Genomic DNA, 13,283 nt, shown 5'->3' on the forward strand with positions numbered 1-13,283 from the left:
AATACGCTACGGGCACAGATCGTTCATGCTACCATAGGCAACCGGGTTTGGTGACTAAATAAGATCAGTTCGGCGGAGAGTCGGGATCGTGTAGTAAAGGGCCGGCACGCAACAAGGGTTGCTTTCGTGGGGTTAACGGTTGATGCGGCTATTGTAACCGCCCATGGTTATACTGGCACGGAAGAGGGTGCCTGGGGTGCAAATCGGGAGAATGGCACGTACTGACTACGAATACCTATCGATGGGGCAAAAAAAGAGCCCGGGCCCCCGCCCGGGCTTTGCAAATGCTCAACTATTGGTTGTTTGGGTCAGCCTATGGTTTTTTATCCCACCAGAGCTTGGTGCCGGGATTGTCGGGACCACCCAGCGTAGCAACCGCCTTGTCGTAACCGGCCTTGTTGCTGTTCTTGAACTTGGACGGGATCGGCAGGCGCTTGATAAAACCAGTCACCGTACCACCGCTGTTGTTCACCACTACCGGAAACAGTTTGGGATAACCTGTACGGCGAAACTCGCTCCAGGCTTCCTGGCCATCCGGATACACCGCCAGCCATTTCTGGGTGATGATCCTTTCCAGTTTCTGTTCGTTGGTCGAAGCGCCATCCCATTTGATGGTAATGGTGCTCAGGTTGGCATTCCCCGCAGGAACGTTGTTGGCCCCTGCCACCTGTGATTTGGTATCTACATAAGGCGCCGCTTTACTCGTGGAGTTCGCCTTATAGGCGGTAGCAGAACCAGCCCCCCATTCTTCAAAAGAACGGTCGATACCGGTTTCATAGTTCACCTGAATATCGCCGGCATTGGCCCAACCACGCAGCGCTGCTTCTGCCTTCAGGAACCAGGCTTCTGCCGAAGAAGCGATCTTCGCGCGGCCGCCTGCCTTATCGAAATAATTACCGACAGCAGCCAATGCAATGGGCTTGGAATAACCTGAATAACGCGCCTTGGCGTCGATGGCTACTCCATTACGGATACCGATGTATTGACCAGCCACAGCCGCATCAGAAGCGGGTGACAGGTATTTACCAATACGGGGATCGCTGTAACCGTTCATCAGCGAGCTCAGCGGTGCACCGGCACGGATATCATCCCAATCATTGATGATCACACCAATGGGACTTTCTGTACCATATTTTACCAGGGCATCTTCTGCGATCGACGACAGCAATCCGCCATTGGCAGGATCCAGTGCTTTTTCGCCCTGGGTTTTCGCGGTAGCCGCATCGGCATAAGCAATGCGCAGCGCCAGGCGCAGGCGCAAGGTATTGGCCAGCTTCAACCATTTGGCCGCATCGCCGCCATAGATCAGGTCGGCTTTCGAGAACGCCGTACCCACTTTCTTGGTACCTGCTACATACGGCTTCAGGTTGGTCACCGCTACGTCGAGGTCGGCAAAGAAAGCCTTGTAGGCATCCTGCTGCGAATCATAGTCGATCGACAGATCGGGATTGGGTTTGCCAAATCTTGTATAGATCACCGGCCCAAATACATCGGCTGCTTTGTGCATACCGATCACATTGAGGATCTTGGCCATGGCTGCAGCGTCATTCAGGTCTGCGCCCTTATAACGTTGGCTGAATTTATCGAAGTCGGAAGTCGCCTGCAGCACACCATCATAAGCGATGTTCAACACCCACTCGTTCCAGTTGTCCATCATGAAGTAGTTGCCATTGTTGTTGCCCCCATTGAACGGTGTAGGGCTCATCATATAGCCACTGTAAATATCGGCATTGAGGTTCTGCTGCAGTTGGTACTGCCAGTTCACATAATGCACCAGGCTACGTTGTCCATTTTGCAGGGGAAGGATGACCGCCTGAAAATCGGCGAGGAACACATCCACTGTTACACCCGCCGGATTGGTATTGATATCCTGAAAATCCCTGGCACACCCTGTTCCCAGCATCGCAGCAATCGAACAGGCAGCCGTCAATTTATATAAAGATGATTTGCTCATAATTGAATGCGTTTATTCGTGGAGAAATACCTGTTTTAGAAAGAACATTTAAGACTGAGACCATAGCTGCGGTAGGCAGGGAAACCAAACGCATCGATACCTACCCCACCGGCATTGACACCAGCCACTTGCTCAGGATCAAACGGTGCATCCCGTTTGAAGAAGAACAGGTTGTTGCCGATAGCAGCAATCCGCAGGTTCTTCACCACTTTGCTGTTCAAAGGTATCTGGTAGCCGATAGAGATCTCGCGCATACGTACTGCGGTGGCGCTGTACGAATAGGCCGCACCCGCAGGTGTTTTACCACCAATATGGCGATAGTACGTAGCAGCATCTACATCACCACTCCACGCATGGCCTGCATTGTCGACAGCATTGTCGATCTTCACCTTACCACCACTGTTGCGGGCATCAGCGGTACGCTGGCTCACACCAAACTGATCCAGGTAAGCTTCGGTAATGCTCAGCACTTTACCACCAAACTTGCCGTCGATCAGCATACCGACTGTGAAGTTGCCGAACGTGAAGGTATTGTTCCAGCCCAAAATGAATTTGGGGTTGGGATTCGCAAAGAAGCTGTCCACAAACTCAGGCAGGTGCGTCGTAGCATCTACAACCGTGCGTCCCTGTGCATCGGTCTTGAATGTACGACCAAAGAGTGTACCGAAAGCAATGCCTTCCATCAGGGCTGTATAGCTTCCGCTTTGACCCAGTACATACTTCGCATCTTTGGTAGCACCAGGCACCACGGCAGGATCAAACAACTGCACGATTTTGTTTTGGTTGCGGGAGAAGTTGACCGTTGTAGTCCAGTTCAGCTTTTTGGAGTTGAATACTTTGTACGATACGGAAGCTTCTACACCACTGTTCTGGATATTACCGGTATTGATGTCCGACTTGGTCGAATACCCTTGCAGCGACAGACCGCTGAAGTACTGGTTGGTCGTGTTCGTTTTATAATAGGTCACATCGAGGGTTAACCTGTTTTGCATAAAGCCCCATTGTGTACCCACCTCAAAAGCCTTGCTCTTTTCAGGCTTCAGGTCGATATCCAGATTGGCAGCGCTCAATGGATAGCTGTTGGGAGGCGAAGACATACCGCCCTGGCTGAAGGTATACAACGGCAGCGTGCTGAACGCACCGATATCGTTACCCACCACGGCGTATGACACGCGTACTTTCGCAAAATCGATAGCAGCAGGCAACCGGAACAGATCGCTCAGGATGCCGCTCGCACCGACGGAGTAGTAGTTGTAGCCTTTCTTTTCGGTAGGCGTAAAGGCCAGCGTAGATGACCAGTCGTTACGATCACTGAAATCTACGAAGATCCTGTTCTTCCAGTTCAACTGAATAGACCCCAGCAGCGACTGTACTTTGCGACGGGCAGGGTTGCCATTGTCGTAGTTGCGCACATCGATCGTAGCCTTGTCGAGGGCCGATTCCAGGAATACGTTGGGAACGGTAGGCGAGCCGTTTATGATCAGCATTTTACCTCTTTGGTCCTGTACCACCGCACCGGCAGTGAAGTTCAAACCAATATCCTGGGTGAGTTGACGATCACCGATGATCAGTACATCACCATACAGGTTGGTGGTATTGGTACGCGTGGAATTGTAGTTACCATTGAAGCGGGCCAGTGTTCCCTGCGTACTGGCGTATACATTACGTTGGTACTCGTTGATGAAATTATTGATGTTACCACGCATTTGCAGGCTCAACCAGGGTGTTATGGCGTACCGGGCAAGCAAGGCAGCATACACATTCTGGTTGCGGGTATCTACCGTATTGCGGTTCATTACCCAGTAAGGGTTCTGCTGGTAATCCTGTCCTACCCAACCGCCGCCATTGGCGAGATCCTTGTCATAGTTGATGTTCCACCAGTTCTGTGCATACAGGTAACGGGAAGGAGACTGGTATTCGAAATTGTCTCTGAAAGTGTTGAAATTCTGTCCGCGGGGAAACAGGTACAGACCGGTCAGCGGGTTGAAGTAGATACCCGGTGTCATCCGGTTGTGTGCCTTTTGCAGGCTACCGGTGAAGGTACCGTCGAGGATCAGCTTGTCCTGCAACAACTTGGTCGTTTGACGGAAGGTCAACGTATGTTGACGCAGGGTGCTCGAAGGCAGGATACCTTTATTGTCTGTATTGGAATAAGACAGGTAGTTGGTCGATTTGTCGTTACCCGTGGTAAGCCCTACCGAGTTGATGAAGGTAAGACCAGTCTGGAAGAAGTCCTTCACATAGTCGCCGGAAGTATTGGCGGCGCCTTTTGCCCCCCAGGAGTCTTCACTACCGGGTGAAGCAGCCGTAGCCGGCGTAGACTGCGCATAGTCGTATTGCAGCTTGGGCAATACAGATACTTTATCCATGGTTACACTGCTCGAAAAATCAAGCCGGGCGGTGCCACTCTTACCTTTTTTCGTCGTAATGAGGATAACACCATTGCTACCCTGGCTACCATACAAAGCCGAAGCTGAGGCGCCTTTCAACACACTCATCGACTCGATATCGTCGGGGTTCATGGTACTCAACAGGTCGCCGGCATCGGGTGCACCATTATATAGGCCTGCATCCGGACCGCCGATCTGGTTCACGATGGGCATACCGTCTACCACGTACAGCGGTTGGCTGTTGCGGGTAGATTTGTCACCACGCAAGGTGACCCTTACGGAACCACCAGCACCGCCAGAGGTTCGGTTGACCTGCACACCCGCCACCTTACCATTGAGGCTGTTCAGTACGTTGGTGTTCTTTACCGTACTCAAATCTTCGTTACCAATACTCTGCGTGGAATAGGTAACCGACCTGGCCTTACGCGTGATACCGAGGGCCGTAACGACCACCGTTTCAAGATTTTTAGCATCGGCCTGGAGTACGAGTGATAATTCATTGCTGCTGCCCACGGGCATTAGCAGGCGCGCAAAACCAGTAGAGGTGATCTCGAGGGTATCGTTGTTGACTACCCCGATCGTAAAGCGGCCGTTGTCGTTGGATACGGCCCCTGCGCCACTCACTCTTGCTTTGATGGATACCGCACTGACTACTTTACCACCGGCTTCTGTGACCACGCCCGACACGGTCCGGGTTTGGGAGAAAACCGTTACGGAAACAAATAGCAGCCCGAAACCAAGGAGAGATCGTTTCATAAGCAATCATTTTAGAGGTTTGATGATTAGTCCTCCAAAAAGACTCACAGGCGAAAAAAGGGTACCTATTGAATTAAAAAAAAGTTAACCTTTTTTATAACGAATACTGCAGACTAAAACCAATGCTGCGGTAGGAAGGCAAACCAAACACATCTACTCCTACTCCACCAGGGTTTACGCCCGCCACCTGCTCGGGGTCGAAGGGTGCACTACGTTTCAGGAACAACAGGTTGCTGCCCACGATACCAAACCGGAGGTCGCCCAGCTTTTTGTTGCGCAACGGCAGCCGGTAAGCAACAGATACTTCCCGCAAGCGAATGGCCGTAGCATCGAACATATAAGCTTCTGCCAGCGGCGTTTTGCCTCCAATGAATTTATAGAACCGTTCAGCTTCGATTCCGGTTTTCCAGGGCTGACCATGTTCATCGACGGCATGCTCCAGGTATACCAGGCCGCCGCGGTCGCGTGCATTGCCCGAACGCTTGCTCACCCCCAACTGGTCCATATAAGCTTCTGCAATACTCATTACCTTACCACCAAATTTTCCATCCACCACAAAACTGACCGTGCAATTGCGGAATGTGATGCTGTTTTGCACGCCCAGGATCAGTTTGGGATTGGGATTACCCAGGAACAGGTCATCCGCCACCAGGGGTAAGCCAGATACGGACGACACGATGATGCGCCCCTGATCGTCACGCTGGTAGCCACTACCATAAAAATCGCCATAACTGCCACCCTGCTTCAAAATACCATCGTAGCCGCCCGTACCGCCTTGCAAGCGGTAAAGCTGATTGGGGGTGGTACTCGGTACGATTGCGGGATCAAACAGTTCCAACACCCGGTTGCTGTTGTGCGACGCATTGAACGTGGTAGCCCATTCGAAATCCGTAGCCTTCCACCAGCTTACCCGCACACTGCCTTCCACGCCCGCGTTCCTGATATTACCGCTATTGATATCGGCATACCCACCAGAACCCAGGCCCGGTGGCAATGCCACTCCTTTAAAGTATTGGTTCACGATATTTGACCGGTACCAGGATGCATCCAACTGCACCCGGTTGTCCATCGACTTCCACTGCAGGCCTACCTCCAGCGAACGGTTCTTCTCCGGTTTCAGTCCCTTACCCGGCACCCCCACCGGCGCACTCACGGGCGGAACAGCACTACCTCCCTGAAAAGTGTACAGGGGATAACTGCTAAACGCCGCTATATCATTGCCCACGACGGCATACGAAGCACGCAGGCGCAGGTAATCAAGCACGGGCGGCAACCGGAACATTTCATGCAGGGCCAGTGCCGTACCAAAGGAGAAATAATTGTAGCCCCTTCTTTCCGAAGCCGTGTAGGCCAGCGTCGACGACCAGTCGTTGCGATCAGACAGGTCGAAGAAGATCTTATTGCGGTAACTCAACTGCACCGTACCCAACAACGACTGCACTTGCTTTCGTGCAGGCGTACTGTTCTTATCATTGAAATTCCGGATATCGATGGTAGCCCGGTCCAGGGCCGATTCCAGAAACACATTGGGCACCGTAGGAGAACCCGCCACCCACAGCATCGTGCCCTGGTGGTGTTGAATGGCCGCCCCTGCCGTAAAGTTCATTTCCCAATTGTAATCGAACTTGTGACTACCACTCAGCAACACGTCGCCGTAGGCGGTCGTGTTAGCCGTTTTGATCGTATGAAAAATCCCATTGAAGCGCGACAAGGTAGCCTGTGTCGTGGCATAAATATGCCGGTCGTATTCATTCACAAAATGGTTGACATACCCACGCGCCTGCAGGGTGAAGCCGTTGTTGAAATAATATTTAAGAGAAGCAGATAACCAGGCATGCTGGTTGGTCGTCAGCACCGTATTCCGGTTCATGACCCAATAGGGGTTTTGCTGATAATCCTGTCCCCCCCAGCCGCCGCCACTGGCCAGGTCTTTCTCGTAATTGATATTCCACCAGTTTTGTACGTTCAGGTAACGCGTGGGAGAAAAGAATTCAAACTGCTTGAATGGATCGAAATCAAACCCGCGCGGCATCAGGTATAAACCGGTCAATGGATTGTAATAAATGCCTGGCGTCAACCGGTTGTAGGCGCTTTGCAGACTACCGAGAAAACTGCCGTCGATCACCAGTTTATCATTCAGGAATTTGCCGCTTTGCCGGAAACTCAGGGTATGTTGTTTAAAACTGCTGGTTGGCAGAAAACCCTTGTTACTGGTATTGGAGTAAGAGAAGTATTGAGAAGACCGGTTGGTGCCACCAGTGATATTGACACCATTGATAAAGGTAAGCCCTGTTTGAAAGAAATCGTTGATGTAGCTCCGCCTGGGCAAGGTAGTACCGCCAGCGCCCCAGCTATCTTCACTGCCTGGGTTGGTGGCATCGCCCAGGGCGGTTTGTCCATAATTAAACTGCGTTTCGGGAAATACCATGGGCTGCTCTGCTGTAACACTGCTGGATAGGTTGATCCTCGCCTGCCCGGGATTGCTGCCCCGGGTGGTAATAAGTACCACCCCATTACTGCCCTGGCTACCGTACAATGCCGAGGCCGCCGCACCTTTGAGGATGCTGACACTTTCAATGTCATCCGGATTGATGGAGCTGATGATATCGCCGGCATCGGGCGCGTCGTTGTACAACCCTGCTACCGGACCACCCGTCGGGTTAACAATGGGCAAGCCGTCGAGCACATACAGCGGTTGGCTGTTACGGGTCGATTTGTCGCCCCGCAGCACCACCCGCACCGAGCCACCAGCCCCGCCGGAGGTGCGATTTACCTGTACACCACTTACTTTACCATTGAGGCTATTGAGAATATTGGTATTCTTTACCGTGTTGAACTCTTCACCGTTCACCTTTTGTGTGGCATACGTAAGCGAACGTGTCTTACGCGCCAGGCCCAGCGCCGTTACGGTGATCTCATCCAGCCGGTCTTCCGTTTTGGGTAGCGATACCTCGATGGGCGGCGTATTTTGCGCTACCACCACCGACTGCTGTATAGACTCGTATCCCACAAAAGAGATCACTACGGTGTAGGAACCTGGTGGAACGTGGTCTACTACAAAATGCCCGGCCGCATTTGTTTGGGCGGCCCGTTTTATCTCTTTCAGCATCACCGATGCGCCCGGCAGACCAAGACTGTCTTTGCCGAGGATCGTTCCGCGGATCTCCAGCAGGGGCTTCTGTTCCGGACCAGCCACCAGCTTTTCGCGGATCACAATGATGTTGTCGGTAATAACATAGGTAAAAGGAAGGTCTTTCAGGCAAAGGTCCATGACCGTTTGTACGCTTGCCTCCCGGACATCGATACTGATCTTCCGGTCGTTTTTGATGAGGCGGCTGTCGTAGAAAAGTGACAAGCCACTTTGTTGCTGAATGAGGGTAAAAACCTTACCGAGTGGTACGTTCTTTTGGACAATAGTTATGCCCTGGGCATAGGAGTCCAGTCTGATCAGCAGTAGTAAGGTAGTAAGCAAAGCGTAGATGACCCGCATTACGGCAGTTTACATCAATGAAATTCGTACGGCACCCGGCAATTTATGTTTTTTATACCTGTTACCGTAAAAAATCATCATATTTTACAACCCTTTACCCTATTGGGTTTCAGGAGTAATTATTCACTAAGGATAAACCACTAAGCGGTTCCGGTCGACGGCGCATTTGATCCCGCCCTGCTTCAGGGCATTAACGACACCCGACAAGGGAATGTCGCGGTCGATCCGTCCATTGAAGTGTGAAGTTGGCAGCGAGTCTTTGTATTCAATATCAACATCATACCAGCGGGATACCTGCTGCATGATGGAGGTCACAGGCGCTTCGTTGAATTGGAAATAGCCATCTTTCCAGGCAGTAGCTTCCAGCAGGTCGGCGTCGGCCACCATACTAAAGAGATGGGCCCCATTGTTTACGATAGCCTGGTTGCCCGGTTTCAGCAATGCGAGGTCGTGATTGTTCTTTACTTCCACCGAACCTTCCACCAACGTGGCTTTCCAGGCTTCTCCGGCGTAGGCGCTGACATTGAAATGGGTGCCGAGCACTTTTACATCGGCTTGTCCGGTACGCACGATAAATGGCTTGGTGGCATCTTTGGCCACTTCAAAATACCCTTCTCCCTCCAGCTCAACCAGGCGCTGGGTACCAGTAAAGGATACCGGAAAACGCAGGGAAGAGGAGGCATTCAGCCATACCAGCGTACCGTCTGCCAGGCTCAGCTGATAGAAGCCGCCGCGTGGTACAGCGATCGTATTGAACACGATTTCGTTGGTGCGGGAATAGTTGGCAGCGGACCGGTCGGCCGAATAGGCGATCTTACCGTCGGCATCTTTGAAGACCCGCATATTGGCCTGTACAGAAACAATCCCATTGGCAGCGGTATCCAATACCACTTCCGAGCGGTCGGCGAGGATGAGCCGCGCTTTATGGCTCCCAGCCTTGATCTCCGTAGGTTTGGAATCAGCCGAAACAACAGGCGCCGTGGCACCCGACGTGGGTTGGGTCTGGGTAAGATAAAAAATAACCACCGATACGATGGCCAGAAATGCAGCCGCTACCGCAATCCTTTTCCATAATCCAAAGAAGTTGAGGGGAGTATGTTGAACCGGGGCATCTGGGGCCGTTTTATCGGCTGCCAGGATTTGGTCGGCCATGGCCGATATGTTATCGGCAGCTGGCGGGGTATAGGTTGCGTCGGCAGGTCGCTGATCAAGGAAGGAGGTGATCTGCTGCGTAACAGACAGGTCGGCGTCGTGGTGCAGCGCGTCCGTCAGTTCGCGCAATTCACCGTCACTGGCCTTGCCTGCCAGCGCTTTATCCAACAACTCCTTCAACCGGGCTTCCTGTAACATTATATTCCCCTTTTTATACAGTTATAAAAGACGCTCAGGTCATGGTTTAGTACCTATAAGCGTTAAAAAAAATACCAAAGTGGTAATGCCTGCCTTCTCCAGGTACTCCCGGATGAATTTCAGGGCTCTCACCAGCGTATTTTTCACGGATTGTTCGGATAGGCCCATTTTGCGGGCAATCTCGGCGTTTTTAAGTCCGCTGTCGCGGCTCAGGCTGTAGGCTTTTTTCTGCTGTCCCGGCAATTGGGCTACTGCCTGCCGGATGAGAGCTTCTGTTTGCCGGAAGGCCAACTGCTGCTCGGTATCGGCATCCTGGTCACCAGGGCGAAGCCGGGTAATGGCTTTCTGATGGATGGATTGATCCCGCAGCCAGGTAAACGCCTGAAAATAGGCAATGCGCAGGATCCAGGCGCGCGGATGCTCGATCGTTGTCAGTCGGTCGCGGTGCATCCACAAGCGTAAAAAAGTTTCCTGGATAATGTCTTCCGCGACGGGGCCCGATTTCGTCACCTGGGCAATCATGGGATACAGGGAAGGCAGGTAGGCCTGAAACAGTTGGCGGAAGGCAGCCTCATCCCCATCTGCTATTTGGGCAAATAGCCATTTTTCGTTGGGCAATGGTGAAGGGATGTTCACAGGCGGCGGTCCGTTTTAGCGGTAAATATATACAAATAGGAAGACTAGCCTAAATTCGTCCCGCGAAATCTATACACACTTGTTTGAACAATTACAGATCAGGATCAAAAGAGGCAGCCGTGTTACCAGCCCCGACGACAACTGGACTGCCAGCGATAAGCTCTATTGCGGTGCGAGGCTGACGGTAGGTTTTGGGGAAATCTTTGACTGGAACGACACAGACCTGCTGCCATTACAAAAGCTGGTAGCCTTTTACCACGACCTGGGCCAGTCGGTACGTTCTTCTGCTCCAACAGCCTTCCAATATAGCTTTCCTTACAGGAACGGTTCCGTACAACTGCACTGGACCATTCAACCCCATGCGCAACTGAATTTCACCATCAGTTACCGGCAGGGAAACAGGGAAAGAGAAGTATTGTCCAAACCGGTCGATATTCCGGCAATCATTCTTTGGATGGATACGACCTATGAAACCATCCTGACGCAGGTCACCGAAATAGCGCCGCCCGCCATCAGCCTGATGGTGGGAGAACTTTTTTCGCCGGGACCCCATGCCGGCTTTCGCTTCGGCCCGGGACAAAAAGTAAGAACCGTATTAAGTACCCAGGTTCGCCAACTTCATATCGGGTACATACTACACCGCATCCGGCAAGACGATGACAATAACAATTACTATCAGATCCTGGTAAACGGTAAACCGCTTAAAAGGCGCTACCTGGAAGAAGAGCTGGAGCCTATTACTTGAAAACATTTTGTTATTGAGGTGATCACGGCCAATCAATGCCCTGATATTTAGTAACTTCACCCGATGTACAGAAAACACCCCCAACCATCCGTGCTGGCAAAGGCCCTACTGCTGGGGGGATATTTTGTGCTGTTTGCCGTTCACCTGCACCTCCGTTACGCGCTGCTGTCTTTCTTTACCCCAGGAGTTACCCTGGCAGCGCAAGCAACGCAGCACCCTGCTCCCAAAGGATACAAGGTTGCCGGCGAGCATTTCAAATCCACCAAAGCCGAAGGCAAACTCAACAAACGGTTCCTGCCACAGCAGGTAAACGATCTTTTCCCAGCCGTCGGCATTGCCCCAGCCATGTACGTACTGGTGCAGGCAGTTTATCCCGCTACCACTCCAACACTTTGTAGTACTCCTACCGATCATTTCTATCTCCGCGGCCCTCCCGCAACAGCCTGATAGGACGACCACCACTTACAGTTATGGGTGTCGCTGTCCGGTATCCGACCACCGGATCGCTACCTGATTATTTTCTGCCTGCCGATCCGACCGGCAGGCGCCACTACAATGTATACAGATCATGAGAACTAGTTCATCGGGCCGTACCTGGTACGGCTTACTATGCCTGTTGGTATCCCTGCCGGCATGGTCACAAACACGTGCGCTCCCGCTAAAAGATCTACTCACCGGCGTAGAAACCTATTCACCCGCCTTGCAGGCCGATGCCGCCGCTGTACAATGGCGGGAGGCACAGGAAAGCGCCACAGCGGGTATACGACTGCCTAACCTGCGGCTCAATTACCAGGTAGATGCCGGCACCAACAACAATATGCCGGGCGGTTATTTTTCCTACGGCATCGTACCCGGCAATTCGCGGGTGCGCGTGGAAGGCAATAGCAATACGATACTCAGCGACCTGGGTGTTGCCGCCTTCGATTGGGATCTGTATAATTTTGGCGGCTTCGAAGCACAGCAGAAAGCAGCCCATGCGGATGTGCAGGTAGAGCAAGCGCGCTACGAACAAAGCCGATACCAGGTTAAAGCCTATTCTATCTTCACCTACCTGCAGCTACTTCGGTTATACGACCTGCAATCCATCCAGCAACTCAATATCCAACGCAACCGCGAGATCCGGCAGTCGATACAGGCATTGGCCAAAAGCGGCATCATCGCGGGGGTGGATACCAGCATTGCCGAAGCCGAACTCTCCCGGTCACGATTGGTACAATTGGAGCTATCCAACCAATACCGCCAATTGCAACTACAGCTTTCAGCGATGTCCGGTATCAAACCCGACCGGATCGTGCCCGACACCAACTATGCTCCACAGCTGCTGCAACTACCGGAAGGCATCATACTCGCAGACGCCGATACCATCAACCATCCGGTAATCGGTTATTTCCGGTCCCTCATTACCAATAGCACGGTACGGGAAGAGCTCACGCGCAAAAGTTATTACCCGAAAATATCCCTGCAGGCAGCCGTGTGGGGCCGTGGCGCCAGCCTCAGTGCTGCCGATGAATTTCGCCCACTGATCAAGGGACTGGGTTTCGAAAGAGGCAATTACCTGGTGGGCCTGGGTGTCACGTACAATATTTTCGACAACAAACGCAAGCACCTTCAATTACAGGTACAACAGGCGAATACCCGCTTCGCGCAACAAAAGCTGGCAGAACAGCAGAATAACCTGCAGGCCAGCATCAACCAGTCGGATGCAGAGCTGGGCATTGCCCACCAACGCCTTGAGGAGATACCGAATCAGCTGGTGGCCGCACAAGCAGCCTACCGGCAGAAGTTCTCTTTGTACAGAACCGGGCTGACGAATATCGTTGACCTGAATGCCGCCCTCAACCTGCTGTACCGCGCAGAAACCGACCTCATCAACGCCCGTTATGCTTACTGCCTGGCCCTGTTCAAAAAAGCATTGAATGAAAACCAGGTAGACGTACTCCTGAACGCTTTAAAATAATTGCG

General features: G+C 52.3%; 8 protein-coding genes. 3 read left to right on the top strand and 5 right to left on the bottom strand.

Annotated features, from left to right (window positions below; translation table 11 throughout):
* Positions 1–313 precede the first annotated feature (313 nt).
* From P2W70_RS18650 to P2W70_RS18670, 5 genes are all read right to left on the bottom strand, one after another.
* Entirely contained in the window at positions 314–1,954 is a 1,641-nt protein-coding gene (locus tag P2W70_RS18650) for a SusD/RagB family nutrient-binding outer membrane lipoprotein (RefSeq protein WP_276483023.1), read from the bottom strand.
* Between the two features lie 35 nt (positions 1,955–1,989).
* On the bottom strand, positions 1,990–5,100 hold the full coding sequence (locus P2W70_RS18655) for a SusC/RagA family TonB-linked outer membrane protein (protein WP_276483024.1): 3,111 nt from the start codon (positions 5,098–5,100) through the stop codon (positions 1,990–1,992).
* 94 nt (positions 5,101–5,194) lie between these two features.
* Entirely contained in the window at positions 5,195–8,590 is a 3,396-nt protein-coding gene (locus P2W70_RS18660) for a SusC/RagA family TonB-linked outer membrane protein (RefSeq protein ID WP_276483025.1), read from the bottom strand.
* A 126-nt stretch (positions 8,591–8,716) separates the two neighbouring features.
* Positions 8,717–9,940, bottom strand: coding sequence for a FecR family protein (locus P2W70_RS18665; protein WP_276483026.1), 1,224 nt, complete (start codon positions 9,938–9,940; stop codon positions 8,717–8,719).
* A 39-nt stretch (positions 9,941–9,979) separates the two neighbouring features.
* Positions 9,980–10,576, bottom strand: coding sequence for an RNA polymerase sigma factor (locus tag P2W70_RS18670; protein ID WP_276483027.1), 597 nt, complete (start codon positions 10,574–10,576; stop codon positions 9,980–9,982).
* 79 nt (positions 10,577–10,655) lie between these two features.
* Between P2W70_RS18670 and P2W70_RS18675 the strand changes: the two genes are divergently transcribed.
* The 3 genes from P2W70_RS18675 to P2W70_RS18685 all read left to right on the top strand — a co-directional run bounded on the left by P2W70_RS18675 (position 10,656) and on the right by P2W70_RS18685 (position 13,278).
* Positions 10,656–11,321, top strand: coding sequence for a hypothetical protein (locus tag P2W70_RS18675; RefSeq protein WP_276483028.1), 666 nt, complete (start codon positions 10,656–10,658; stop codon positions 11,319–11,321).
* A gap of 63 nt (positions 11,322–11,384) precedes the next feature.
* Positions 11,385–11,768, top strand: coding sequence for a hypothetical protein (locus P2W70_RS18680; RefSeq protein WP_276483029.1), 384 nt, complete (start codon positions 11,385–11,387; stop codon positions 11,766–11,768).
* Positions 11,769–11,889: 121 nt separating this feature from the next.
* Positions 11,890–13,278, top strand: coding sequence for a TolC family protein (locus P2W70_RS18685; protein ID WP_276483030.1), 1,389 nt, complete (start codon positions 11,890–11,892; stop codon positions 13,276–13,278).
* Positions 13,279–13,283 lie beyond the last annotated feature (5 nt).

It is taken from the genome of Paraflavitalea pollutisoli, assembly GCF_029360705.1.
Lineage (GTDB): Bacteria > Bacteroidota > Bacteroidia > Chitinophagales > Chitinophagaceae > Paraflavitalea > Paraflavitalea pollutisoli.